Raw genomic sequence first — 26,329 nt, 5'->3', positions numbered from 1 at the left:
CGCAAAAATGAATGAAACACGGAGTTATTGCACGAACTGCGCGCTTTTATTCATGAACTACGCCGCAAGTTGACGCAAGCGCTTCGCCGATGACCTTTAACTTTGTTCGGCTCACTGGCGCTGGGGGCAGACCGTCACTCGCGAAAAGGCATCGCCCCGCGTCCTTCGTTCTTTCGAACCGTGCCACGTGATGCGGATTCACCAAATAGCTACGATGCGTTTGCAAGAACCCCGCAGGAAATAGACGTTTGGAGGCTTCGGTGATGGGCCAAGCGCAGAACAACCTTTCGTCGGCTGTGTAGACTTGGGTGTAATGGCCATCTGCACGCACAAAACGTATGTCCCAAGATAGGACAAAGACTTTACCGCCATCCCGCTCGCATGGGATGTGTAGGACCTGCGCCTTTACAGGAGCGGTCTGCAGATTGTTTTGCTCACTTGTCGCCGTTTTGTCTGTGGCTACAACCAAGTAGGTCACGCTCACCCACAAACAGGCCCCGAAAATTACAAAGCTGAAGAAGATAACGCCAAGGGCCAGTGTCTCGTTGCTCATGGAGGGACCAAATTCTGGCATGGCGGGTTCTGGTGCAAAGTTAGTACCCGCCATCGCAAGGAAATGAACCGAGCATACGGCCCCTGCGAAACAGATTGTCCCCCAAATGATATTGCGGTTTGTGCGTCGACCGTAGGCAATCCAGAATGCCAAAATGCAAAGCGCAATGGCGACTAGGGATGACAAGAAGACACCGGTTGTAGTGTAGACTGCGCGACAAAGCTCAAGAGCAGCCATGCCGATGTAGTGCATGACAAGAACGCCCACACCCACAACGCTCCCGGCCAGCGAGATGATGAGCGGCGTCCGTTGGAAAAAGTGCAAAAGGATCAACGCTGCGCCGACCAATAAAATAGCGGACAAAGCCGAGACCAATGTGATTGCGGCATCATAATAAAACAAGATCGGCAATTGTAAGCCCAGCATGGCCACAAAATGCATGGCCCAGATACCACCGCCCAAGACCACCGATGCCAAGGCGATAGACACTTTTTTGTGAAGCATCACTCTGTCCGCCAGATCGCGCGTCAACGAAAGCGCTGTAAAGGCAGAGACCATCGCGACAACGCAAGACATTCCGACCAAAAAGTTGCTGTGGCTGACATTCAAGAAATCCATAACGACGACGATGACCAAAACTGAAAGGTTTTGCAATTGATATGATCCTGTCAGACGAATGAGAACTCGCATCAGATTGCTAGCGCAGCCTGAACCTATGCGCTCAATAGTTGGCGCTACTCAGCAAGAGCAGCGGTTCGATTGAACTTGAAATTGTCTCGTGGGTGCTGTCAGACTAATGAGAACTCGCATCAGATTGCTGGCGCAGCCTGAATCTATGCGCTCAATAGTTGGCGCCACTCAGCGAGAGCAACGGCACGGTTCAGCTTGAAATTGGCGCGTGAATAACGATGCAGTTACCAAACAAAACCCCCGTCCAATGAATCTACACCCCCAACACTAAAGGCCCGTGGTCCGAGACGCGGGGCCTTATGATGGGGGGCCCCGGTCCATGGTCCTGCGGCTTAGCCGTAGGGATCAGGCGCAGTAACCCCTGATTAACTCTGTTTTGATCTGACGTTTCGTTGTGGGTAGCGTTGTGGGTAGAATTTTTGCTTTATTATTAATAAAAATAAAAACATATACTTAATGCATATATATGGCGGACAGACAGGGGGTGCTGTCAGACGAATGAGAACTCGCATCGGATTGCTGGCGCAGCTTTAATCTATGCGCTCAACAGTTGGCGCCACTCAGTAAGAGCGGCGGTTCGATTGATCTTGAAATTGTCTCGTGAATAGAAGTGGCGCTCCTGATTGAAATGGTTGTGGACTGAAGAGTGGACGGCAGCGAACTTTTGCAGACATCGCATCTGTCGAAAGCGGAGCATAGCGCGTTCTCGTCGTCGAAACGGCAAGTGGGAATTCTCCGCCCTATTATTTACCCAGCGACCCGTTTCCTGCCGATCCGCGTTGCCAACAACTTTCATTGCAGCGCCATAGGAACGTAGTTTGTCCGTCACAACTACTTCTGGCCCGCCGTAGCGCTTCATTGCTTTTCTGAGGAATTTCAATGCTACCTTGCGGTCTCGGCGCTTGGTTACATAACTTTCAAGCACCTCACCTTCGTGATCAACGGCCCGCCAGAGGTAATGCGTCTCTCCGTTGATCTTCACGAAGACCTCGTCCAAGTGCCATTGCCAGTTCGAATAAGATCGCATCCGACTGACCCGGTTTCTTCGTATCTCAGCAGCAAACATCGGACCAAATCTATTCCACCAAAACCGAACTGTTTCGTGGCTGATCTCAATGCCTCGTTCGTGCAGAAGATCTTCCACGTTACGGAGTGAGAGCGGAAAACGAACGTACAGCATCACAGCCAAGCGGATGATCTCAGGACTCGTTTTAAAGTACCTGAATGGGGAGTGTTTTGTCATGCGGCGAGGCTACAAAACCGCCCGCCCCGTCTCAAGTTAGTTTTATCTGACAGTACCGTTAATTATGCTTCCACCTTGGGGAAATCTTCTGATCGAACTACTAAAAGGCACCGCCTTAGTATCATTGATTTCGGTAACAGATTTAATGTTTGAAGCCAAGCAAATAAACGGAACCACCTATCTATCTGCTGAATCGTTTGGCACTGCGATGATCATTTATTACTTAATGGCGAGGGTTGTAGTTTCGCCAGGCATGCGCGCTTTTGAGAGTTACTGGGGCAAAAAGATGGGGAGGATATAAACCATGTTTGAAGGTTTTGAATTATTTCCCAAATTCGACTGGAAGTGGAGCTTTGTGTTCGAGATTCTGCCACGGCTTCTATGGGCAACATTGAACACACTAATGGCGGCTGGAACCGGCTATGCCATTGCACTTGTTATAGGACTTGTCTTCGCTCTGGCTCAGCGTACAGGTATACGTACGGTCACGCTAATAGTTCGGGAAATTGTCGAATTTATCCGCTCTACACCACTAGTTCTGCAAATATTTTTTATTTTTTATGTCGGGCCACAGTTCGGTATCCGGCTCTCTCCTTGGACCTCTGGGATGATCGCAATTGGCTTACATTATGCGGCATATCTATCAGAGGTCTATCGAGCCGGTTTGGAAAGTGTACCGAGAGGTCAGTGGGAAGCTTGTAAGGCGCTGAACTTCTCAATGACGCGTACATATTTTCGAGTAATCATTCCTCAAGCATTACCACCTGCACTGCCCGGCATGGGTAATTACCTTGTCGGAATTTTTAAGGATACCCCAATGTTAATGGTGATTGGCGTAGCTGAGCTAATGCATGCAGCAACAGCATTGGGTTCAACTTACTATCGTTATTTGGAACCTTACACTATGGTAGGCATATTATTCCTGCTGATCTCGTTGCCAACAGCCTTTGGATTACGCCGGTTCGAGTCGTTTGTCGCTAGAGCGCTAGGCATGCGTAAATGAAGAAAGCACAATAACAATGAAAGAGAATTTTCCCCTAAATCTTGGCTCTAATCCGCCGATGGTACGATTTTCTAAAGTAACGAAGCGATATGGCGAGCTAACGGTATTAGATTCTCTAGATCTCGACGTAAAACAGAATGAGATAGTGTCAATCATAGGACCTTCTGGGTCAGGCAAGACAACGGTACTTCGTATGCTTATGACACTGGAAGAAATTAACGATGGTGTCATATATGTGGATGGTCAGCCGTTGACACATATGTCACAAAATAACTTACTGATTAAAGCGAATGAGGCCCATTTGCGAAAAATGCGAAATAATATTGGCATGGTTTTTCAGCATTTTAATTTGTTTCCTCACATGACAGCACTTGGAAATTGCATGGAAGCTCCGATGCATGTTCTTGGCATGAGTAGGGAGGAAGCCTTAGCTCGGTCTGAGGAACTCCTGGAGATGGTAGGACTGGCAGACAAGATACACGAACATCCCGCAAGGCTTTCAGGCGGTCAGCAACAGCGCGTCGCCATAGCACGCGCTTTGGCGATGCGTCCAAAAGTCTTGCTTTTCGATGAGGTCACATCGGCCTTGGACCCTGAGGTTATCGGTGAAGTTCTTAACGTTATTCGTTCACTGGCTTCAGAGCACAGCTTGACTATGCTAATGGTCACGCATCAGATGGGATTTGCCCGAGAAATTTCTGATCGAATCTGTTTCTTCTATGAGGGGAAAATTGCCGAGGAGGGGACTCCTCAACAAATATTCGAAGACCCCCAAAACGAACGAACTCGACAATTTCTTAGCGCCGTTCTTGCAGCGAATTGAGTGTAAAAGGAAATAGCTAGATGATTAAAAAACTGATGCTAACGAGCAATATCTCCCGTTTTCTCATCTTATTAACAAAGAACCCCATACAGAAACATTTTTAGAAAAACGTGCTTTAACGCGAGTCCAAGAAATAGATCTAGGGATTAAAAGGAATTGACAGTGAATGTAGTTTTACAACCTGGGCAAGTAGCCTTGCATCACTGCCTCCTGGCGCACGCCTCTGGGCCCAATAGAACACATGGTGCTGTCAGACAAATGCGCACTCGCATCAGCTTGCAAGCGCAGCCTAATTTTACGCGCCCAATAACTGGCGCCACTCAGCGAGAGCAGCGGCGCGGTTCAGCTTGAAATTGAGACGTGAATAGGGTGCTGTCAGACAAATGCGAACCAGTCTCTGAATGGCCAGTGACGGTCGCGTTATGCCGTACCGAGTTGACGCCACTCAGCGAGAGCGGCAGCGCGGTTAAGCTTGAATTTTTCTCGGCTGTAGAGGTGGCGTTCCTGGTTGAAATGATTGTGGACCGAAGAGTGGACGGAGACGAATTTCTGCAAGGTTCGCATGCGCCTAAAGCGGATCATTGCCCGTTCTCTTCGTCGGAATGGCTGATGTGAATTCTCCGCCCGATTGTTGAGCCAGCGGCCAGTTTCCTGTTTGTCCGCGTTGCCAACGACTTTCATCGCAGCGCCGTAAGATCGCAGTTTGTCGGTCACGATGACATGTGGCGGACCAAAGCGCTTCATTGTTTTTCTGAGGAATTTCAATACCGCTTTGCGATCCCGGCGCTTGGTGACATAGCTTTCGAGCACCTCGCCTTCGTGGTCAACCGCACGCCAAAGATAATGGCGCTCGCCGTTGATCTTCACGAAAACCTCATCCAGATGCCATTGCCAATTTGAATGAGCGCGAAGGTGCTCAACCCGCTTTCTTCGGACCTCGGCGGCGAACATCGGGCCGAACCTGTTCCACCAAAACCGCACCGTCTCGTGGCTAATATATATACCGCGCTCGTGCAGCAAATCCTCGACGTTCCGTAGCGACAACGGGAACCGGATGTACATCATTACCGCCAGGCGGATGATCTCGGGGGACGTCTTGAAGTAGCGAAAAGGGGAGCGTTTTGTCATGGCAGAACGCTAAACTCCCGCCCTGCCCGGCTCAAGCCGGTTTCTTCTGACAGGGCCGGGCCGAAATCCATGTTGGCTCCGAGGATTGGCAGAGCAACCCCGACGCGGCAAGTTCGTTTGGTGAAAACACGTCCATCCCAGTGACGGTTGTCGAAGGAAAGGGCCATATGCTTGGTGCCGATTATGTCAGTCCTATCTTGGATCGCTGGCTTGGTAGTGCATAATGCATTTGACCTTCGCAAGCATTTAGGGGTCAGCTAAATATAAAGCCACTAATGTTTTCTCATACGGAGAGGCTAGGAAACAGCCCGCCCCGTCTCAAGCTCGTTTTGTCTGACAGTGCCCTTTGCCGCAATCATTCAATCGGCCGAGTAGGCTCCAATTTTTGAAGTACTCAACCGATTGTTCACGAGCGCCTCAGCAAAGGTGACACCTGCTGCAACACCATCAATAACGGGTAGTCCGAATTCCTCGCTGAGCTGTGCCATAAGATCCGCCATCCCGGCACACCCAAGAACGATTGCTTCTGTATTGTCTTGCTCGATTGACTCGCGGATTTCAGATCTGATTTTAAACAATGTTGCCGGATCGCCCTCTTCCAGTTTTAAAACTGGAATATCTGTTGCACGAACCCGTACGCATTTTTGGTGAAGACCATAGCGCATAAGGTTGTTTTCTAAACCCGGTATGGAACGTGAAAGTGTTGTTATGACACTAAATTTATTGGCGACCATACTGGCTGCGTGATAAGCGGCCTCGCCAATACCCAACACGGGTACTTCGACCAGTGTCCGCACCGCATCGACACCCGTGTCATCGAAACAGGCAATAACGATCGCATCGACATCCGGATGCCGCGAAACTTCAGCTAGCAAGCCGGGAATACAGGTGGCGACGTCCAGAAACCCCTGAATACTCGCTGGTCCTTCTTGCGAATTAGCGGCAATGATTTCGGTATCTGGGCGGGCAATATCCCGCGCCGCTGTCGCGATCTTGTCGGTCATTGAGGTGGTCGTATTGGGGTTGATTACGAGTATTTTCATATCAGCTCAAACTTCCCCACCCAGATAGGCGGCTTTAATCCGGTCATCGTGCAACAGCTCTTTCGAGTTACCCTCGATCACGATGTTTCCTGTCGCCATAGCGTAAGCCCGGTGCGAAATGCTCAGCGCCATGCGTGAATTTTGCTCGACCAGCAACACCGAAACGCCTTCGTCGCGATTGATTGCAACGATTGAACGGGCAATATCTTGTACCAGTTTGGGTGCGATCCCAAGGCTTGGTTCATCCAGCAGCAAGAGCTTGGGTTTTGCCATCAATGCACGGCCAATCACCATCATCTGTTGCTCGCCACCCGAAAGTGTTCCGGCAGCCTGACTGTAACGCTCTTTCAGGCGAGGGAAGCGTGTCAGAATGCTTTCCAAAGTGTTCTGAATGTCCGCTTTGTCCTCGCGCGTGAAGGCCCCCATCATCAGATTGTCCTTAACAGACATAAAAGGAAAGACGCGGCGTCCTTCGGGCACCATTGCGATGCCGCGCCTAACTATCGATGACGGATCAGTGCCGTCCACGCGCTCTCCTTCGAATGTAACAGATCCACTTTTGGGATTGGCTAAACCAGTGATGGTGCGCAAGATTGATGACTTGCCTGCTCCATTGGCCCCGATCAAGGCTACGGTTTCACCTTGGCTCACGCTCAGTGAAACGCCCTTCAGCGCATACACATGGTCGTAATAAAGTTCGACATCTTTGAAATCCAACATGGCTGTCATGATTTACATCCCGATCTCATCGTCGACGCTGCCTAGATAAGCCTCGATAACTTTTTCATTGTTTTGAATCTCAGAAGGCGTACCCTCTGCTATCTTTTCACCAAAGTTCAGCACCACAATCCGATCCGAGATATTCATGACCGCTGGCATATCGTGCTCTACCAGCATGACCGTGACATCGCGTTCATCCCGCACAGAGCGCACCAAATCGACCATGTTCATGGTCTCATCGTGGTTCATGCCCGCAAAGGGCTCATCAAGCAGCAACACCTGTGGATCCGTCGCAAGGCCAATTGCAATGCCTAATGCACGCAGACTACCCTGCGGTAAATTGCTGGCCTGTTCATTGCGGATATCCCACATACCAAGAAATTCCAGCAACTCGTCTGCATGTTTCCCGAACGCCGCAACATCCTCCTTGGCCGTCTTTGAACCCCAAAAGTATCCCGCAAGCGAAGCTTTAGCGCGCAAATGCTGCGCAACTACAACACTTTCACGTACGGTCATACTTTTGAAAATCGTAGTCTCCTGAAACGTGCGCACCACTCCTTTGCGCGCAACTATATGCGGCTTTAGGTTGGAAATGCGCTCGCCCCGATAGATCACCTCACCAGAGGTGGTTGGTGTAAAAGACGCAATCATCTTGAACAGTGTAGATTTGCCTGCGCCATTTGGACCAATCACCGATAGTATTTCATTTTCGGCCACATCAAAGCTGATCGCATTGTTCGCGGTCAAGCCACCATATTTCTTGGTCACATTCTTAACTTGGAGAAGCGGGCTCATTTGTCACCTCCTTTGCTGAAACGGATACTCAGTAACCCGTTGGGTAGGAAGCGAATGATGATTATCAGGATAGTAGAATAGATTAGCATCTGATATTTCCCGAATTCAAACAATAGGTCCCATCCGAAGTATAGGACTAGCGTGCCCAGCATTGGGCCAAAAACATACCCCAGACCGCCAAGAAAGCAGTTCAGCATGAAGTTGACAGAGTCCGCCACTTGGAAGCTGGACGGATAAACCGACTGCGCGATTGATCCGAACATGGCTCCACCAAGTCCTCCAAAAAAGCTGGAAATGGCAAAGATCACGATACGAATGTAGGAAATGTTTACCCCAATGGAACTGGCGAGTTCTTCGTTCTGTTGCATCGAGCGACAAAGGTGCCCGAGGCGGGAATTCACCAGACGGTAGAGCGCTGCATAGGTTAGGAGCATGATAATGCACGCAGTGTAATAGAAGGCCAACTTGGTACTCTCCATCGCGGCGAAGTCAGGCAGGATGGGAATGCCAAACACAGAGATACCCGAGGGCAGAGGTATGTTTGAGATACCCCGCGCCCCGTTGGTGATTGGCAACGCCAATGCTGTTAAAGTGACAACTTGAGTTAAAACAAGCGTTATCATTGCGAAATATACGCCGCGCAGGCGTAGGATTGGCAGGCCGATCAAAATCGCCACCACTGCTGCGAATAGGCCCGCCGCAGGCAACGAAATCCAAAATGACCAGCCTACTTTGACCACCAGAATAGCTGATACATACGCACCTATCAGTGCGAACGCACCCTGGCCGATATTAATTCGGCCAATGTAAAAGGTTAACCAAACCCCTGCGCTGGCGATGGCCAAGAGAGCCACAGAGGTGAGGGTAAAGTAAAAATCCCAGCGTCCCGTAACGCCAATTGCAAAGGGTACACCGATGAAGATCATGAACAAGAAGATTCCGACGCCCGTGAGTTGTTTTGAGTTAAATCCAAGCATCACATCAACCCCACGGCTTGCCCATCAGACCTTGCGGTCTAACAGCGAGGAAGATCATTAAGGAAACGAAGATCACGAGATAGGTGATATCACCGTATTGATAGAGCAGCGCGAGGCCAATGGCTTCCATAAAGCCAAGGATGATACCTCCCCAAATCGCACCGGATATGACACCCGCCCCACCGATCATGACCATCATAAAGGCTTTGATGGATGTCGCGCCGCCCATTCCAAGGTTCACCCCAGTGATCGTGACCAAAAGGCCACCAACCAGACCCGCAAGCATCGCGCCCAGCGCAAATCCGATCATTGAATACCGGTCGACATTCACGCCCATCAATTGCGCTGCTGTTCGATCTTGCGCCAAGGCGCGCAAGGCACGGCCGGTTTTGGTGTATTGCATCAAGGCAATGAACGCGATGATCGACAAGATCGCGAGCACACAAATCAAGATGCGATCATAGGGCATAATCAGCCTGAAATCCCAGTTGAACACGCCATCAACAATCTTAGGGACACCGCGCTGTTTCTCACCGAAAACAAGTAAAATGACCGCATCGAGAAAAAAAGCGATCCCAGCCGCGAGCAACATCGTGCTTTCCTCGCGGGATGATCCTTTGATTACAGGTGCAAAGAGATACCGCTCAATCAATGCCCCCAATATAGCCAAGGTCACACAGGACATTACAAGCGCCAAAACAAATGGAACGCCCCAATGGCCATAGAATGTATAGGTTACGAAGCCACCAATTACATACATCTGCCCATGAGCAAAATTGAGGACATTCATGAGAGCGAAGATCAGGGTTAGACCAAGCGCGATCATCGCGTATTGGGACCCCAGATAGACGCCGTTAGCCAGTATCTGTTCCATGCTTTCTTCTTTCTTAGAAAAACCCTGGGCCAATTTGGCCCAGGGAAGCTCTGCTCAGGACAGGTCCAAAAGCGGGGAGGAAATACTCAGGACAGGTCCAAAAGCGGGGAGGAAATATTAGTCTACTTCAGCGACAAACAGCGTTTCAAACTCGCCGTCCTGATAGACGTTGACTACTAATGGTACGGAGACTTGACGCTTTTGGCCAAATGATGACATGCCAACGTAACGTAGTTTTGCATCACCGTTCATATAGGGGTTTGGTGCTTCAAAGGTGTCCATTGTCGCCTGGAATGCATCTACATCAGTGATCGCGGATGGATCGGCTTTCAGCGTTTCTAGAATATACTCCAACGCATAGACTTTGGTGTTGGACTCGTCATTGTACTCGCCAAACATATCTGTGTAACGCTGAACGAATTCATTCATCATTGGAGATGCAAGCTCTGGCGTGGAGGCCCCACCAACAGAGATAAACCCGTTTGCTAAATCACCCGCACCTTCGGCCAAAACACCCGCATCTTGAGCAGTTTCTGTTGAGATGACACCCTGGAAGCCCAATTCGCGCGCTGAGCGAATGAGCTGGGGTGCATTCGCAGGCGATACGCCCGATAGTACCAGCAGATCAGGACGGGAACGCATAACTGGCGTCAAAACTGGCGTAAAGTCAGTCGTGTCAACCTGGTATGTCACGTTTGCCGAAACCACTTCCATCCCAAGCGCCGTGGCGGCTTCAACACCACCATCACGTTGGCTAAGTGGATCAGATTCGTTGGCCGCGATGAAGGCGACGGTTTTGACGCCCTTTTCATCCATCAGGTATTTGTAGATCGCAGGACCTGATTGGTAGTTGGCAACCATACCCAGAACAGCGTTGGAGGCTGGCGCTTGATATAGTGATTTGGGAAACGCGTACGGGAAATACATGATCCCGTTGGCTTCAGCCACAGGACGCACAGCTGCCGCGCCGTCGTCAACGTTCGGACCAACAACATAGTGGATGCCTTCCTGAGCCATTTTTTCCATGCCTGCAATGGCACGCTTAGGATCTTTCTGGTCGTCAAAAGACACTATTTCAATGTCATAGGTAGTTCCGCCGATGGTATAGCCGCCAGTCTCATTGATCCATGACGCGCGCGCTTCCATTGAGCGTTGATTTGAAATTCCCCAAGCCGCCGCCGGGCCGCTAGTCACTCCAACAAAGCCAATTTTCAGAACAGTATTTTCTGCGAGGGCGGTTGTTGCTTGAAGGGCGGTCAGTGTTACAGCCGTTAAAGCCGCTTTCATAAGTGTTCTACGTTGCATTTTTAACTCCCGTTGAATTCGTTTTCTGCGCGTTATGCGCCATTATTGACCGGCAGTTAAATGGAATCTCCATGCGTGCCGCCCAATCACTTCACGATTGTTAACAATCTTTGTCAACATAGTTTGTATTTCAGTCGACAAATTCTTATGCTTGGACTTACACTGAATGAAGTTTAATCGTTTCTAAAAGCCAATGACGAAAAACCAATCAATATAGAAAGTGATCTCGTGTCTTCCAAACTAAAAGAAAGCACCATTGCTTCATCGAATTTAAAATCTCGCTCAGACGAGGGCATTATTGTTGAACGCATTTATAAAGCGGTCATGGAACAACGGTTGGCACCGAAAACAAAACTGAGCGAGGCCCGCCTCTGCGAGACATTTGGCGTTGGTCGCATGCATGTTCGGCGCGCCCTTCTTCTCCTCGCAAGTCAGGGAATCATCGAGCTACAATCAAATCGCGGCGCCTATGTCGCCTGCCCTGACGAATCCGAGGCGAACGATGTCTTCGCAGCCCGCATGTTGATCGAACCACCGCTCGTTCGGCAAATGGCGCAAAGCCCAGATAATATTGATCTGACACTCCTCACCGAACACATTGCGCTCGAGGATGCTGCGCGTAAGATGAATGAGCGAACCGAGATCATTCGGCTGTCCGGTGAATTTCACACCAAGCTCGCTCAATCGACGGGAAACAAATTTGTCTTCCGGATGATGCGCGAGCTTGTGACGCGAACATCACTCATTGTCGGCCTCTTTGGATCATCCGAAAACGCCAGTTGCCCAGATGATGAACACAGTAACATTCTGGAGGCGATCCGGTTGCGAAACCCGGAACTTACCGAAAAACTTCTCATATCTCACTTGAACCATATTCAGAGCGGCCTTGACATGACATCGCGGCAGGCACCTCAGGACGATTTAGCAGCTATTCTTGGATCGGAGTGATTTTGGGCAATCCCCGTTCTGTGTTGATGAAACGAGGAATTTTTATAGATATTAATCAGATTGGTGCTGTTTGGCGCAGGTTGAGCTTAGCCACTCTCAACGGAGCTGTCAGACGAATGAGAACTCGCATCGGATTGCTGGCGCAGCCTGAATCTATGCGCTCAATAATTGACGCCACTCAGCGAGAGCAGTGGCGCGGTTCAGCTTGAACGTGCTGACATTTGGTAATTTGGAATTTTTTGGGGTCGCTATAAACGAAACACATATAGGCTAGGGGTGGGGGTCACCCCCCCTCGGTCCCTACCCCCCCATGGGCTAGAAACCACCTTAAGACTAAACCTCAGTAAGCACATTTATCTTTGATGGGTAGGTAGATGGGTTTACAATTAAATTATCAATAACCAATTGATTTAAAATATTTACTGGTGGATGCAACAGGAAGTGAACACCCTGTCTGTCCGCCACAAACTGCCTCACTAGCAGTGGCAAACCTCAAATAAGCATCAGTTATTACTCATTTATTTAGGCTCGACAATTGTCATGTCGCATGTGGGTTATGTAACCGTCGTTAAGTTAACCTCAACTACGCTCAAGAAAACTAAAATAGCAGATGACCTACACGCGTTCAGTACTTAGACACGTGGGGATCAAGCTGAGTTGGGGTGCTACCCGTCAAATATCAACCCGGATTTATTGGTTTTGAGCTTTTTCTAAGGCTAGCATGTGGAATTCACGTCTATCTGGAACATGGGCCAACCCTCTATCAATAACACTAGGCAAAGAATTTTCTAGACTTTTCAGAAACTCCACTCTTTTAGGTTGCATCAATTTTAGAATGCATTCATTAAACCGAGCACCATTACCAATCAAATAACGTAATGCTTCCACTTGGCCATTATTTTCACGGTAAGTAATATGGTAACAGTCCTTAACATCTAGAAGTGCATCTGATTTCAGACTCTTCGTGGGAAACGTTATTCGATAAAGAAAGGTCTTAGAGTGTTTATACATATGATTTTTAAAATCTAATAATATTGAAAATCGTGGGTTACCAATAAAGTCACCATCGAGTGATACATTTGTCAATTTTACATCCAAAACTTGAAAGGTCTCCGTTGCGGAAATCATCCTTTTCGGACGTTCAATAATATCAACATCGTCAAAAGACAGGAGTGAAATTTTGTCCGTTAGTTGAGGCAAGAGAATATTATCGTTTATGGTAGAGTAAACACACCCAAGTCCAAAACCGATTTGCCCATCCTTTGATCCAAGTGTTTCATCTTGGCCTTTGTAGATTAAAGACAAAAGCTCCTCAGTTACCGTACTGTTAGGATAGCGATATGCGAAAATATAGAACCATGAATTATTATTCGGCATATCAGTGATGCTGTTTTTAAAATCTTGATAACCTGGTTCATAGATTGCGTTATGAGCCACCTTAGCCCATCTGTCTAAATATGAATTATCTTGGAAGCCCTTCAAAAACAATTCACCTGCTTTTTCTACCTTTTTGTTCAATTTATCGGGTATTTTCAAACCGTGCCGTCTCGCTATTTCTAATGTGACCAAAATTTCCTTCATACCGTCATTATGATACCATAAGGCTCTATTTCCTCTGGTGGTTCTATCTTTAATCGAACCATCTTCAAAAACGTTTTGATCGATATGATCAAGCAAACTTTTAATTAAATTTATACTAGATTTGCCCTCTATTTGATTCTGAAGAATTTTAGGCCAGCTCCAAGAATGATCCATTCCAAAAGTTAAATTCTCCATATCTGGAGACTTGTTTCTTTGAAAAAATTCACCAAACCATTTTTTAATAACAATGTGCCTGGGGTCATTCACATTTTGATTAGCAAGGCTCATGTAATACCCATAAGAGAGATGCATCATCTCCATTTGCACTGTTCCGTGATCTTTGATTAGGGAAAGGTCTTGACCGTCTGGCTGTGTCCATTCCGTACATTCTTTTTTCAAGACTCCAGAATTTGTACATTGGACAGTATCGAGAAAAGCCTCGCCACTAGCCCAGTAAAATAGCAATTTCATAGCATCTTCAGTGAATTTCATGGCATCTTCAGTGTAAGTCTCGCTGATCCCACCCATTGCGATTGTAGCAAGATGTGAAAAATCAATTGTTGCTAAACTTAGTTGTTCGGCGTGGGGTACATTTATGCGATTATCCATCCGACTATTGTAACCAGATAACCTCAGTGGAATTGGTCGTTTCAAATTATCATTCAATCGATTAACTGATGATTCTGGATTTTTACCACATAAAAAATTAATTTTTTTCTGAGGAGCCGAATTGAATTTTTTCAATACTTCGAGTGGCACAATAAAGTTTCCATTCCAATCCAAATTTATAGGAATAAACTTTTCACCAAAGTACTTTTCGCTCAATAATAAGGTTGTACTTTCCTCTAACTTTAGGGCAGAGCCTATTTTATTGGTATTTTCAAACTGAACTAAAGCGCTTTTAGATTTAGCTCCAAATATACCGTCTATTTCGCCAATATCATAACCGAGTGCGCTAAGAAGTGCTTGCACTTCAAACTCTGTTTTTCTTTCGGATGCCTGCAAAGAGAAAGGTAAAATGATTGAAATTATAATTGCAGTAATGACCTGAAAAATATGTTTGTTTGCGATAACTTTAACGAAGTAATACTTATTACTTTCAATCGGTTGTAAGGGACAAAACATTAGGGCGCACTCCAATTAAGGCAACATGTCAGATTGAAACACGTTCGGACATGGTACTACTATAAGAAACAAGACTCACAGATTGCGATAAATCAGTCAAGACTCTATTGCTTAACCTTACATCTATCTATCTGATCCCATTTGTAAATTTTGCAGCAAAACGAATAATAAAGCGAAGGTGCACTTGATTACTGCTAGTGCCATAATGTTCGTAAATTTCTGACAATATCCAAATTTTTTGCTCTCATAAATGCGCTATGTATATGCTTCAAATGCATTTTTTATCTGATTATCATTGTGAGCTTAAGCGCAGAATTTTTGTTTAAGGCTTTATACAGCAAGCTATTTGAATTGCATTTCAATTAAATCGCTATGCCGCCTTCTCCAACCATTCCCTCAGCACACTCATGGGATAACCTGATCCGTATCCTTGGCCTACGCCATCGGTCGTCCACCCACCTATCTGGTCGGTAATATCTGAAGGACATTGCACTGCCCTTAACCTGTCTCTCATCGAGTGCCTGAAGCTGTGCATCGTACATCCGACTGGCACATAATGTTTAAGCCATTTGTTCAGTGCTGCACTTGCTGAATTAGCTGTCGTGATTGATCGACGATTATACCTTGGGAAAGCAAAGTCTGATCCATTGTCTGCCTCTGACATGCGTTTAGCAGCCCATAATGCTTCACCGACCAAGGGTATCTTACGTCCACTACTCGCCGTCTTAAGATTACGCCAAGGATGTTTGGTTACACGGACACATGGCAGATCCGTATCAAGCCCTAACAAATCCTCCTTAAGCAGCCCTGCCCCTTCAGCCAAACGCATTCCCGTGTCAGAGATCAAAGCTATCAGCCATCTCATATCATCATCGATTGCATGACACTCAGATTGTACGTTTCTAATAGCCTCAATAGGTATTGGCTTACGAACTAAAACCCCAGCACTGCGATCGTGATAGACTCCAACAAAAGGATTACGAATATCCAAGGCATACTCAGACAGAGCAAAGTTTATGACTGCCTTCAGATACGAAAAATTGCGGGTAATGCTGGAACCTGTAAGTCCACGTGCAACGAGCCAATCCCTGAATTGAAGAGCATCTTGGCGAGTGTAATCTGACAACGACTTGTTACCGCAGAGGCCAATCAGATAGTTACAGGACCGCTCAGCTGCCACACGAAAGGTCTTGGGGCGACCTTTACCCTTCTGCTCAAGATAGACCTCTAAGGCATCTAAAAGGGATGGGCAGTCGATGTTAGGCTGCTTGGGGGCGACTTTTAGACTGCTGGAAGAGCCTTTAACCAACGACAAACCAATCACGTCAGACTTAGCCAATCGCATCTGGCTCCAGTACGCCTCTAGCTTGGCAGCCGTAATACTGGCTTGCACCTTAGCTTTCTGAGGGGATGTAGTACGCAGCCCTTGGACAATACGATGGTAAGAATAGTGATCTCGCAAGTCAGCAGGAACACGTCTGGAGAAGTAATAGTAGCCATTACGGATGAAAGTATGGGGGATAGATTTGGTCAGCAATTTGGTCAGTACTCACGTGCGGCATTACAAGCGCCGGGCCAGAAGAACTGAGTTATAACTGATGCTTATCGGGGATATGCCACTGCTAGTAAGGCGGTGATGGCGGTGCTGTCAGACAAATGAGAACTCGCATCGGATTGCTGGTGCAGCCTGAACCTATGCGCTAAATAGTTGGCGCCACTCAGTAAGATCGGCCGTTCGATTGAGCTTGAAATTGTCTCGTGAGTAGAAGTGGCGTTCCTGATTGAAATGGTTGTGGACTGAAGAGTGGACTGCAGCGAACTTCTGCAGACATCGCATTTGTCGAAAGCGGAGCATGGCGCGTTCTCGTCGTCGAAACGGCAAGTGGGAATTCTCCGCCCTATTGTTACACCAGCGGCCCGTTTCCTGCCGATCCGCGTTGCCAACAACTTTCATTGCAGCGCCGTAGGAACGTAGTTTGTCCGTCACAACTACTTCTGGCCCGCCGTAGCGCTTCATTGCTTTTCTGAGAAACTTCGATGCCGCTTTGCGGTCTCGGCGCTTGGTTACATAACTTTCAAGCACCTCACCTTCGTGATCAACGGCCCGCCAGAGGTAATGCATCTCTCGGACCACGTTTATTAGCTGAGTAAGTTGCCCAAAACATCTCTTTTTCTCAGCATATCATTGCCTAAGTTTGCTAATTCTCATCTTTCACATCTGCGGTGCACGCACAACTTTGCGATCAGATTCTACGATTGCCTCAACGTCGATGACGTTTTTGTTGTGGTGTTTTAAAAAGGCTTAAAAATAGTGTGCCGAGACGATATACCTCTTGGCCATGAGGCTAAGGCGCTTGCAGCACGTCAAATCCGCTGCTTACATAACCACAGATGAGCGATGAGCATTCAAAGTCGAAATGCCCTATGCCTTAAAACATATGATGACCAATAGGGTTAAAGTAGTTTGCTCGATCACCAACTCACAGCAATGAGCCAACTCTAAAGGGAGTATTCGCTGACTGCCTCTACTACTCTGAAGAAGTGAACAGGTTACTCAAGCAGCAAAAAAGAAGTATATCTTACTTAGCTACAGAGATTTTTCTTTCCCAGTCGTGTCATGCTCTTTGCGCATAACACTGAGGCCAGAATAGTCGATCAAATCTTTGATTGTAAGCTCTTCTTTTGTGCGCTTTTCAAAAACCTGAATGTATTCAATCATAGTGTTCGAATGCTCGCGCATAACGCCTTCGGCTCGCACAGCGTCGCCCTTTTGAATGGCCTCAAAGATCACTTTATGTTGTGAATTTCCAAGTTTAAGGCGGAAGTTGCTCCTCTCCTTGCCCTCCTTTGTGGACAGAACTTGCCGATCGAAAACCATGGCCCCAACCTCTAGCATCGGCATGTGACTGATACGACTACACGTAAAGCCGATAAAATCATTGCCGCAACATTCCAAAATCGTTTTGTGAAACACTGCATTCTGTTTTTGTATTAAGCGAATTGAAGCGTGATCCATCTTGCCCACTAAAATAAGCCTATCGATCTCTTCAATCGCCGCTTCCAAGATAGGAAGTGTGCTGAGTCGATCAGGCGATTGCGCCATGAGCCGCGCGGCGAGGCTTTCGAGGTGGCCGCGTACCTGCACTGCTTGCAAGACGTCATTTACATTTGGTGCGTTAACAAAATAGCCGCGCCCTTCGCTGCGTCGAATGAGCCCTTCATGCTCTAACATACGAAGAGCAAGGCGCACCGGCGTGCGAGAAACCTTGTGGGTATCGCACAAGCGCGCCTCGGAGATGCGTTCTTCTTCACCATAATTGCCGAGCACGATGTCATTGCGAATTCGCGCTGCAAGTTCTGTATCAATAGATTCCATAGGCCCATTCAGCCTATTGGGATCCCAAAGTCAACATTGCGACCAAAACTTATCGATTTTAAAATTTTGTGCTTGATTTGGGATCCATAATGGTAATTGTATAGGCTTCAATACACAGAATCTAGCGTGAAGCTGTGGCCTGCTCTTTTTTTGGGATCCCAAACCGGTTATAAAGTTCAGACCCATGCCAAGTAACGCGCGGCAAAAGGAGCCTTTTCATGGATGGTGGGACAGACAGTAAATCCTTGAAGCACTTTATTGCAGGGCAATGGGTCGATGCAGCGGCTGGTGCAATGTTCGAAGTGTTTAACCCTCTTGACGACTCGCATTATGCTTTTGCTGCGAAAGGAACGACCGAAGATATCTTCAATGCAGTGGCGGCAGCAAAGGCAGCCTTCACATCTTACAAAGAAACAACGCCAACCGAGCGCGAGCGCTGGCTCTTGCGGGTCGCAGAAATCATGGAAGCGCGTCAGAAAGATCTGGTAAATTGCTTGATCGACGAGATCGGCTCACCCGTGCAAAAGGCAATGTTTGAATTCACTAAAGGCTTGACGATGATCCGTGCCGCCGCCGGTTTGTGTCGCAATGTGCGTGGCGAGACGATCCCATCTGATCGCCCCGGTACGTTCTCGATGTCCATCCGTGAACCGCTTGGTGTTGTCGCAGTGATCACACCGTTTAATGTGCCACTGATAAAGACTACACGTTTGGTGGCCAATGCCTTGGCGGTCGGAAACACGGTTGTCCATCTACCCTCTGAAATGGCCCCTCATCTGAGTTTGATCTTCGCGGAGATCGTTGAAGAAGCTGGTATCCCCGATGGTGTGTATAATGTGGTAACAGGCATGGGCGCAGAGATTGGCGATGATCTGACCGGCCACAAAGATATCGATTTTTTGACGTTCACAGGCTCAACGTTGGTGGGTCAGCATATCAACGAGATCTGCGCCAAGAATAAAACGCCGAACACGCTGGAATTGGGCGGTAAAAGCCCCACGATAATCCTCGCAGATGCCGACTTGGACAACGTGATGCTGCTTGCCGCGCGCTCTGTCTTTATGTTCGCAGGACAAGCCTGCATAGCGTCGAGCCGTTTCTATGTGGAACGACCTTTATACGATGAATTCGTAAAGCGTTTCTCGATGATCATCCGCAAACTTGGTATGGGCGATCTGCGCGACCCGAATACTGTTATCGCGCCAATAATTTCGCCACGACAACGAGAACGAATAAAAAGCCATATCGACGACGCGCGCGCCAAAGGTGCAAATGTGATCGGCGGCGAATGGGAAGGTAATCGGTGCCAGCCGACTTTGCTCACAGAGGTATCGGAGGACATGACTGTTTGCCAAACGGAAACATTTGGCCCAGTCACTGCGATCTATCCAATTGAGAACTACGAGGAAGGATTGGAAAAAGCGAACGACACTGAATATGGGCTATCATCTGCGATATTCACCAAAGACATCGACAAAGCTTTCCACTTCGTGCGTAATTCCAAAGCGGGCATGTGCCACATAAATGGTCCAACCATTCACGACGAGGCCCATGTGCCCTTTGGCGGAAATGGCGAAAGCGGCGTAGGTCGCGAAGGCACGGACGCAGACATGGAAGCAATGACAGAACTCAAATGGGTTACGGTGCAATTATGACTTTTACACTTTATCATCACGGATCATCAGTATGCGCTGCTAAGGTTCGCTTTGCGATGGCGGAAAAAGGCATGAAATGGGAAGGTGTTTACATCGATATTCTTGCAGGTGAGCAATTCACACCCGAGTATCAAAAGATCAATGCGAAGTCGGTTGTGCCAACACTTGTGCATGATGACTTGGTTATCCCAGACAGTACTGTGATCATCGAATACCTCGATCAAATTGCACCAGAAAATTCTACTCATCCCAAAGATCCTTGGGAGCGCGCGCAGGCGCGCTATTGGACCAAAGCGGTGGATGAGGATCTGCATCCTGCTTGTGGCGCGATGACGTTTTTATGTTCGCACCGCCACACAGTTTTGCGCAAGCTTGGTAAAGAAGGAGCAAATAAATTCCTTGCCTCCACACCAGATTTTTCTGTCACATCTGATTGGAAGAGTTTCAAAGATGCTATCGTGCGCCAAGGCTTTGAGGCACCTGGAGCGTTGGGAAAAGTTAAACTTTACGACAGCTATCTGCACAAGATGGACAAAGCGCTGACTGGTAATGATTGGCTGGTTGGCAATAAATTCTCCATCGCTGACATCGCGCTGACACCCTACATCAATCGTCTTGCAATGATGTCGATGCGCGGCATGTGGGAAGGTGGACGTTTGCCCAATGTGGAGCGCTGGTTCGAGGCCATCGAAGCGCGTGAGAATTTCAAACCTTGCTTTATCGACTGGGTGCCCGAAGATCTCACGAATGATCTGCGTGAGAACGGGATCAAAAGCTGGCCAGAAGTTGCTAAGATTCTTGAAATTGAAATCTAGGAAATAGAGGAGGCTGACATGGGCCGACTAATTGGAAAAACAGCCGCAATCACTGGTGCTGCGCGCGGCATTGGCGCGGAATATGCGAAAAAATTGGCCAATGAGGGGGCCAACGTCATGGTGACTGACATTCTTGACCCAGCAGAGGTGGTGGCCGAGATCAACGCTGCAGAGGGTGGCCGTGCCGTTGGTATGATTGTGGATGTAACATCAGATGATGATCTGAATGCGATGGTCGCGAAAGCTGAAGAAGAATTTGGTGCGCTCAACATCGTTGTCAACAACGCAGGTCTCTTTGCAAACTTGGAACTGAAACCGTTTTTCCAGATCGATAATGACGAATTTGATAAGGTTATGACAATCAACGCGCGCTCAATTCACCAATCGACTAAAGCTGCGCTTCCTGCGCTGGTACGCGCGGGTGGTGGCAAGATTGTCAACATCGCCTCTGGTACGTTCTATTATGGCCCTCCTGGCCTATCACATTACACCGCATCCAAAGCCGCTGTTATCGGTTTGACCCGTGGTCATGCGCGCGAACTTGGTGAAAAGAATATTCAAATCAATGCAATAGCCGTTGGCCTAACCGAAAGCAGCTCTATTCGCGACAACAAAAAATGGGATCGCGCACGCGCTCCCACCGTTGATTCCCGTTCGATCAAACGCGAAATGGTGCCCGAAGATCTTCTTGGAACGCTCATATTTTTGTGCACATCTGACAGCGATTTTATCACTGGTCAGACGATCAACGTCGATGGCGGCAAGGTGAACCTTTAAACCTTATGTCCCAGCGCAAGAACATCCTCTTCATCATGTGCGATCAATTGCGCTATGATTACCTATCCTGTGCAGGTCACAAGACCTTGCACACGCCCAACATCGACTCTCTCGCAGAGCGCGGTGTTCGCTTTTCTAATGCTTACGTGCAGTCTCCGATTTGCGGCCCAAGTCGCATGAGTACATACACGGGGCGCTATCCATCTAATCATGGGGCGACCGCCAATTTCGTACCTTTGCGCGTGGGAGAACTTAACATTGGCGACCATCTCAAGCCTTTGGGAATTCGCCCAGTTCTAGTAGGCAAGACCCACATGATCCCTGATCAAGAAGGGATGAAACGTCTCGGCATTGAACCAGCGAGCCCGATCGGTGTGCATCATTCACAAATCGGGTTCGAACCTTATGAGCGTGATGATGGTATCCATCCCGACCTGGTTTTGAAGCCGAATGTTGCGTATAATAATTACCTCAAAGAACGCGGCTATGACGACCACGAGAACCCTTGGCATTGGGCTGCGAACTCGGTTGAGCGCAGGGGCGAAATCCGTTCAGGATTCTTCAATGATGTCGCGCAACTGCCAGCGCGGGTAAGTGAAGAAGACTCCGAAACACCCTATATGACCCGCCGCGCAATGCAATTTATCGAAGAAGACGATGGCGAAAAGCCATGGTGTCTTCACCTGAGTTATATCAAGCCACACTGGCCCTACATTGCACCTGCGCCCTACAACGATATGTACTCAGCGGCGGATGTTCAGGATGTTCACAGGTCTGAAACAGAACGCGAAAATACCAACCAACTTGCACAGCACTTCCAAGAACGGATTTGCGGGCAAACTTTCTCCAGGGAAGAGGCCCGCGAGACTGTGATACCTGCGTATATGGGGCTGATCAAACAAATAGATGATCAACTTGGCATACTTTTCGAGTTCATGGAAAAAAAGGATCTTATGAAGAGCACGATGATTGTGTTCACATCAGATCATGGAGAATATTTTGGTGATCACTGGATGGGGGACAAAGATTTTTTCCACGATCCTGCCGTTAAAGTCCCACTTATCATTTCCGACCCTGATCCGTCATGTGACAATACGCGCGGTAGTGTGCAGAACGCACCTGTTGAAGCAATTGATCTTGTGCCGACGTTTATCGAGTATGCTGGTGGAGCTGTGCCTAAGCACATTCTTGATGGTCGTTCCCTAATGCCTTTACTGCAAGGGAATGACGTGCCGTGGCGCGAATTCGTTGTTAGTGAATATGATTATTTTCAACAGTCCTTCAGCCCAAAGACAGGTCGCGCACCGCTCGAGTGCCGGATCTATATGATCAAGAATGATCGATGGAAATACATCCACGCACCCGGATTTTTGCCAATTCTGTTTGATCTAACAAATGACCCAGACGAATTTGTCGATTTGGGAAACTCAGATGATCACACAGATGCCCGGCAATATATGCACTACGCTTTAGCTGACTGGTCTTTACAGTATCGCCAACGCGAAACCGTATCAGAAGAACGGGCGGAGCAAATGGTCGGTCTTGAGGACAAGTTTGGCGTGCTTATCGGGTACTGGAATGAAGAGGACGTAAAGCCTCCAGCAACGGCTCCTGATTTCGAATCTGGGCCAAAAGCACACTAAACCAACACTAATAATAAGGTTTCTAGAAGGAATTCGACTGATGGCACATCTTGGCGAAGATATTATTGGAAGAAGCACTCAAACACCGTTCTTCAAAGTTGCAAATGCAGATGAGATTGGAATTCAAGCACCTGAAAATCGCATAGGCGATGCGGATCGAACATGGGTGCGCTCGTTGAGTGGTTTCCAGAAAGAGGCCTTGGTGCGCTCTGCCAAGACCGGCGACACATGGCGTTTTGTAAGTGATGAAGGACAGTACTTGAATGGCCATGACGCGGCTTGCTGCCCACTTGCGTTTCTGTCTTGCGGAATGGCTGCAAGTTACATGAACGAAATCATAGCGCTAGCTGAACAACAGGGTGTTGAGATCCGTAAGCTCAAGCTTATTCAGGATAATTACTATACTATGAAAGGCTCAATGATGAAGCGTACCATGGTAGGTGGAGCGGAAAATATTGAGCTACAAGTCGAGATTGATTGTGATCTCGATGATGCTGCATTGAATGATTTTTTGGTGAACGCTACCTATGCATCTCCACTCAATGGCTTGATGCGTGGGCAGATTGAGAGCTTGTTTAAGTTGAGCAAAAACGGTTCAGAGCTAGCGACCGCCAATGCTTTTGAATTTAGCGGCACGATACTGCCTGACCCCGGCGATCATTTTGCCAAAGCGATGCCTACGGATGCTACAGATGGCTTGATGACCAAGGTTGGACCAACACCAAAAAAAGATGTAAGCGGTGGTACTGCGACCAACGCGTCTTCCCTGAGTGATGAGCAGAACCGACGTCTAAATATTGGTGCGGTGGCTGAATTGCGAAAGGATGGAATTAAGCAAATCCAGCAGATGCAATACTCGCCCTATGGAACATCGTTTATGCTACTCAGTTCAGAAGATGGCCGCGCACCAGATGCGAATACTCTGATCTCTGCTGGCATCGGCTTTTGCTTTATGACGCAGTTCGGACGCTTCGTGTCGATGCTGAAACTCGACTTACCTGATTACCGCATCGTGCAGGACACGCACTTTAGCCTAGGTGGCGCGAGCGGTGGCACTGGCAAAGCAGGTAGTGCGGATCCGATTGAAACACATGTCTATCTTGAAACCTCTGAGAGCGATGCAACCGCGCAAGAGATGCTCGATATTTCAGAGAAGACGTGCTTTCTGCACGCCTTCTGCAAGACGGATTTGAAGACAAAGCTCAAGATTAAACGGATTGCATAAAATGCAAAAGTTCCTGAAATCAGACATTCCGATCTGGGTAAACGTCCTTCAAGTTCTGCTGACTTTGATCATGCTCGGTCAGGTCTACATGTATTTCTTCGATCATGATCTGCTTGCTGCAACAGGTGTCACGGTCAATGGGACGCCTGATTTGAATCTTGTCTATGAGATGGGTGGTCGCACGTTAACTATGGCTGCAGCGTCGATCTTTGTTATGATCACGCAAAATGCGCGGCAATTCCTTGTGGTGCTTTTCATGAACATTCTACGCGAAGGCACTGAGACGATTATCGATCCACTCTTCCCGATTGCAAATGCACCTGCTAGTCCGGCGATGGATTTTGGTATGCATGTTGTCGTAGTTGCGATTGAAATTCTGGCCTGTGTGGTGGTTTGGAAGCGCCTTAAGAAAAGCTCTCAAACGGGCAATTAAGCAGCCAAACCTTGGGACCCTCTGCGTCGGTGTACATAGAGCGGTAGGTCTCAAGCAACGCCAACGGCATGAACTGAACAAGCGTGGGGCCGATGTCGCCCCATTCGTACAGCGTGTCCCAGTGAAACAACTTCAAAACTGCGGCGCCATAAACCTCTCATTGTAGCGATTTCCATTTAAGCTCAAAGCGGCGCACCCAACCGTTTGTGGAGGTGATCGCAAGCGGGACCAAGATGAAAAAAGCGAGCCACCCAGTTCAAATGTAGAATTTTGAAATCTCACCACCAGAAAGTCCAACAGTGCCTATGTCGTGCAAGTAAAGTACCTTGTGCAACAGCCCGTAACCGAAGGCAGCAACGGCAAGATACTGACGGCGTTTCATCAACCAACGCAAACCACGCCTGCCCCTTCGAAGTATCTTCAAAGGTGTGATTATCATGGTGATGATCATGAAGCGTGCAGAAACCTCGCTGCTAGGGTGAAGCAATTGATGGATTGATCTCTTATCGCCCAAAGCGAGACCAACTATCATCAGAATTGCTGGAGGGCTGAGCAGCACCTAGAATGCGTAGGGGTGATCCCAGAAAGATTTGACTGCGAAAATAACGTGTTTCCTAAAATTGCTCAGAAAAAAGACGAAATCAAAATTCTAAACCTGCTTCATATACCCAGATCGATCTCTGGCGAGATATAGACCAACAAAGATTAACACGAATGCAACTTTCGTTCGCGTTGTGATCACGTCGCCAAGCAGCAAAACCCCGAACACATTGGTCAAAATGATGCTGAAATATGCATTGGGGGCTAGGAATATTGGCCCCTTGCGACGGATCAAAAAGATACGGATGGAATAGGCTACGGCGGTTGAAAGGATTGAAACACCAGTTAGCCCTAACCAAGGCCGCGCACTAGGCAATTCACCTTCGAATACTGACAAGAAAGGCCAAATGCCGAACAACGATGCAACCAAAGCGCTCCCACCGATCATCGAAATCGGATGCGCTTTTGGCATGACGCGCATTAAAATGGTAGCCATCGCAAGGCAAGCTACCGCGCAAAACGTAGCCAACATAGGAAAAGCACTTTCCCTTCCTGCAGTACCAATCCACGAAGTCGGCTCTGTGATAGTAAGCAAGCCCACCAATCCAATGATCAAACCAACGGATTTTTGGCGAGAAATCTGAACCTTTAAAACCAATGCTGAAAGGCCAATCGTTATCAGAGGGACCATTGCATACATTGAACCCACTACATTTGATGGGATCGTTTGTAATCCATAAGTTGTCAGACCGATTGGGAAGACAAAATTAAAAATGCCCAGAATGAACGCCCATTTCCAAAACTCAAACTTGAGGGGCAGGCCGTCACCTAATAGATAAGTGATTGGTAGTAGAAAAGCAGCGCCAAGGACTAAACGTCCACCAGCGGCTTGTTCTAACGTGAACGCTTCTAGAGAAAGTTTTACGAAGACGAACGACAGGCTCAAGCAAACCGTCATAAATCCAAAGGCAATCCAAGCGGTGTAATCGGTGTTTTGATCTTGAAGATCGTCTGATTGGTGCATCTACTAGCGTTCCATAGGAAATAGTGTGGATTC

The 26,329-nt window shown here is 48.0% G+C and carries 26 protein-coding genes and 1 pseudogene; 11 read left to right on the top strand and 16 right to left on the bottom strand.

Going from position 1 to position 26,329, the window contains the following annotated elements; genetic code table 11:
- Window positions 1–46: 46 nt before the first annotated feature.
- Both RCA23_RS05760 and RCA23_RS05755 read right to left on the bottom strand, forming a co-directional pair.
- Window positions 47–1,171 carry an MHYT domain-containing protein gene (locus RCA23_RS05760; protein WP_044051331.1) on the bottom strand — a complete coding sequence of 375 codons (1,125 nt, stop codon included), beginning with the start codon at window positions 1,169–1,171 and terminating at the stop codon, window positions 47–49.
- A 607-nt stretch (window positions 1,172–1,778) separates the two neighbouring features.
- Complete coding sequence (locus RCA23_RS05755) at window positions 1,779–2,486, bottom strand: IS6 family transposase (RefSeq protein ID WP_044049505.1); 708 nt, start codon at window positions 2,484–2,486, stop codon at window positions 1,779–1,781.
- 64 nt (window positions 2,487–2,550) lie between these two features.
- Between RCA23_RS05755 and RCA23_RS05750 the strand changes: the two genes are divergently transcribed.
- The 4 genes from RCA23_RS05750 (at window position 2,551) to RCA23_RS16985 (ending at window position 4,663) form a co-directional block, all read left to right on the top strand.
- Window positions 2,551–2,787 (top strand): hypothetical protein, encoded by a 237-nt coding sequence (locus RCA23_RS05750; protein ID WP_201770477.1) that lies wholly within the window; start codon window positions 2,551–2,553, stop codon window positions 2,785–2,787.
- A gap of 3 nt (window positions 2,788–2,790) precedes the next feature.
- Window positions 2,791–3,489, top strand: a complete 699-nt coding sequence (gene ehuD / locus RCA23_RS05745) for an ectoine/hydroxyectoine ABC transporter permease subunit EhuD (RefSeq protein WP_044049504.1) — start codon at window positions 2,791–2,793, stop codon at window positions 3,487–3,489.
- Window positions 3,490–3,505: 16 nt separating this feature from the next.
- The gene (ehuA, locus tag RCA23_RS05740) at window positions 3,506–4,312 is read left to right on the top strand and encodes an ectoine/hydroxyectoine ABC transporter ATP-binding protein EhuA (protein WP_044049503.1); all 807 of its coding nucleotides are present in this window, start codon (window positions 3,506–3,508) and stop codon (window positions 4,310–4,312) included.
- Window positions 4,313–4,474: 162 nt separating this feature from the next.
- On the top strand, window positions 4,475–4,663 hold the full coding sequence (locus RCA23_RS16985; protein ID WP_169701346.1) for a phytanoyl-CoA dioxygenase family protein: 189 nt from the start codon (window positions 4,475–4,477) through the stop codon (window positions 4,661–4,663).
- A gap of 69 nt (window positions 4,664–4,732) precedes the next feature.
- On the opposite strand, the gene RCA23_RS05735 is transcribed toward RCA23_RS16985, so the two are convergent.
- From RCA23_RS05735 to RCA23_RS05705, 8 genes are all read right to left on the bottom strand, one after another.
- Complete coding sequence (locus tag RCA23_RS05735) at window positions 4,733–5,440, bottom strand: IS6 family transposase (RefSeq protein ID WP_044049502.1); 708 nt, start codon at window positions 5,438–5,440, stop codon at window positions 4,733–4,735.
- Complete coding sequence (locus tag RCA23_RS16435) at window positions 5,437–5,607, bottom strand: hypothetical protein (RefSeq protein ID WP_169701345.1); 171 nt, start codon at window positions 5,605–5,607, stop codon at window positions 5,437–5,439. The genes RCA23_RS05735 and RCA23_RS16435 overlap by 4 nt, the downstream gene beginning before the upstream one ends.
- Before the next feature lie 192 nt (window positions 5,608–5,799).
- Window positions 5,800–6,483: an aspartate/glutamate racemase family protein gene (locus RCA23_RS05730; RefSeq protein ID WP_044049501.1), complete on the bottom strand. Its 684-nt coding sequence runs from the start codon at window positions 6,481–6,483 to the stop codon at window positions 5,800–5,802.
- Window positions 6,484–6,489: 6 nt separating this feature from the next.
- Window positions 6,490–7,212, bottom strand: a complete 723-nt coding sequence (locus RCA23_RS05725; RefSeq protein ID WP_044049500.1) for an ABC transporter ATP-binding protein — start codon at window positions 7,210–7,212, stop codon at window positions 6,490–6,492.
- Between the two features lie 3 nt (window positions 7,213–7,215).
- Window positions 7,216–7,998, bottom strand: a complete 783-nt coding sequence (locus tag RCA23_RS05720; RefSeq protein WP_044049499.1) for an ATP-binding cassette domain-containing protein — start codon at window positions 7,996–7,998, stop codon at window positions 7,216–7,218.
- Entirely contained in the window at window positions 7,995–8,975 is a 981-nt protein-coding gene (locus RCA23_RS05715; protein WP_044049498.1) for a branched-chain amino acid ABC transporter permease, read from the bottom strand. The genes RCA23_RS05720 and RCA23_RS05715 overlap by 4 nt, the downstream gene beginning before the upstream one ends.
- A 4-nt stretch (window positions 8,976–8,979) precedes the next feature.
- On the bottom strand, window positions 8,980–9,849 hold the full coding sequence (locus RCA23_RS05710) for an ABC transporter permease subunit (protein ID WP_044049497.1): 870 nt from the start codon (window positions 9,847–9,849) through the stop codon (window positions 8,980–8,982).
- A gap of 117 nt (window positions 9,850–9,966) precedes the next feature.
- On the bottom strand, window positions 9,967–11,154 hold the full coding sequence (locus RCA23_RS05705; protein WP_044049496.1) for an ABC transporter substrate-binding protein: 1,188 nt from the start codon (window positions 11,152–11,154) through the stop codon (window positions 9,967–9,969).
- Window positions 11,155–11,382: 228 nt separating this feature from the next.
- Between RCA23_RS05705 and RCA23_RS05700 the strand changes: the two genes are divergently transcribed.
- A complete protein-coding gene (locus RCA23_RS05700) occupies window positions 11,383–12,102 on the top strand; it encodes an FCD domain-containing protein (protein WP_044049495.1) in 720 nt (239 codons plus the stop codon).
- Between the two features lie 690 nt (window positions 12,103–12,792).
- Here the strand turns inward: RCA23_RS05700 and RCA23_RS05695 are convergent.
- The 4 genes and pseudogenes from RCA23_RS05695 to RCA23_RS05680 form a co-directional block, all read right to left on the bottom strand.
- The gene (locus tag RCA23_RS05695; RefSeq protein ID WP_044049494.1) at window positions 12,793–14,808 is read right to left on the bottom strand and encodes a peptidoglycan-binding domain-containing protein; all 2,016 of its coding nucleotides are present in this window, start codon (window positions 14,806–14,808) and stop codon (window positions 12,793–12,795) included.
- 370 nt (window positions 14,809–15,178) lie between these two features.
- Window positions 15,179–16,345 carry a DUF6538 domain-containing protein gene (locus RCA23_RS05690; RefSeq protein ID WP_044049493.1) on the bottom strand — a complete coding sequence of 389 codons (1,167 nt, stop codon included), beginning with the start codon at window positions 16,343–16,345 and terminating at the stop codon, window positions 15,179–15,181.
- Window positions 16,346–16,501: 156 nt separating this feature from the next.
- Window positions 16,502–16,933: pseudogene (locus tag RCA23_RS05685) on the bottom strand (IS6 family transposase); the annotation flags it as partial.
- A gap of 462 nt (window positions 16,934–17,395) precedes the next feature.
- The gene (locus RCA23_RS05680; protein ID WP_044049491.1) at window positions 17,396–18,184 is read right to left on the bottom strand and encodes a GntR family transcriptional regulator; all 789 of its coding nucleotides are present in this window, start codon (window positions 18,182–18,184) and stop codon (window positions 17,396–17,398) included.
- 218 nt (window positions 18,185–18,402) lie between these two features.
- Between RCA23_RS05680 and RCA23_RS05675 the strand changes: the two genes are divergently transcribed.
- From RCA23_RS05675 to RCA23_RS05650, 6 genes are read left to right on the top strand one after another with little or no spacing between them, the layout of a single operon-like run.
- Window positions 18,403–19,839: an aldehyde dehydrogenase family protein gene (locus tag RCA23_RS05675; protein WP_044049490.1), complete on the top strand. Its 1,437-nt coding sequence runs from the start codon at window positions 18,403–18,405 to the stop codon at window positions 19,837–19,839.
- Window positions 19,836–20,654 carry a glutathione S-transferase family protein gene (locus RCA23_RS05670; protein ID WP_236631403.1) on the top strand — a complete coding sequence of 273 codons (819 nt, stop codon included), beginning with the start codon at window positions 19,836–19,838 and terminating at the stop codon, window positions 20,652–20,654. Before RCA23_RS05675 ends, RCA23_RS05670 begins: the two co-directional genes overlap by 4 nt.
- Window positions 20,655–20,672: 18 nt before the next feature.
- Window positions 20,673–21,431, top strand: a complete 759-nt coding sequence (locus RCA23_RS05665; protein WP_044049488.1) for an SDR family NAD(P)-dependent oxidoreductase — start codon at window positions 20,673–20,675, stop codon at window positions 21,429–21,431.
- 5 nt (window positions 21,432–21,436) lie between these two features.
- A complete protein-coding gene (locus RCA23_RS05660) occupies window positions 21,437–23,074 on the top strand; it encodes a sulfatase-like hydrolase/transferase (protein ID WP_044049487.1) in 1,638 nt (545 codons plus the stop codon).
- Between the two features lie 40 nt (window positions 23,075–23,114).
- Window positions 23,115–24,299 carry an OsmC family protein gene (locus RCA23_RS05655; protein ID WP_044049486.1) on the top strand — a complete coding sequence of 395 codons (1,185 nt, stop codon included), beginning with the start codon at window positions 23,115–23,117 and terminating at the stop codon, window positions 24,297–24,299.
- 1 nt (window position 24,300) lies between these two features.
- Window positions 24,301–24,732, top strand: coding sequence for a hypothetical protein (locus tag RCA23_RS05650; RefSeq protein ID WP_044049485.1), 432 nt, complete (start codon window positions 24,301–24,303; stop codon window positions 24,730–24,732).
- A gap of 256 nt (window positions 24,733–24,988) precedes the next feature.
- Here RCA23_RS05650 and RCA23_RS16620 read toward each other — a convergent pair whose 3' ends face one another.
- A complete protein-coding gene (locus tag RCA23_RS16620) occupies window positions 24,989–25,183 on the bottom strand; it encodes a hypothetical protein (protein ID WP_174422399.1) in 195 nt (64 codons plus the stop codon).
- A 198-nt stretch (window positions 25,184–25,381) separates the two neighbouring features.
- A complete protein-coding gene (locus RCA23_RS05640) occupies window positions 25,382–26,296 on the bottom strand; it encodes a DMT family transporter (RefSeq protein ID WP_044049484.1) in 915 nt (304 codons plus the stop codon).
- Between the last annotated feature and the right edge of the window lie 33 nt (window positions 26,297–26,329).

This window comes from Planktomarina temperata RCA23, assembly GCF_000738435.1.
GTDB lineage: Bacteria > Pseudomonadota > Alphaproteobacteria > Rhodobacterales > Rhodobacteraceae > Planktomarina > Planktomarina temperata.
The sequence above is the reverse complement of the archived record's forward strand: the minus strand, read 5'-3'. Positions and strand labels throughout refer to the sequence as shown.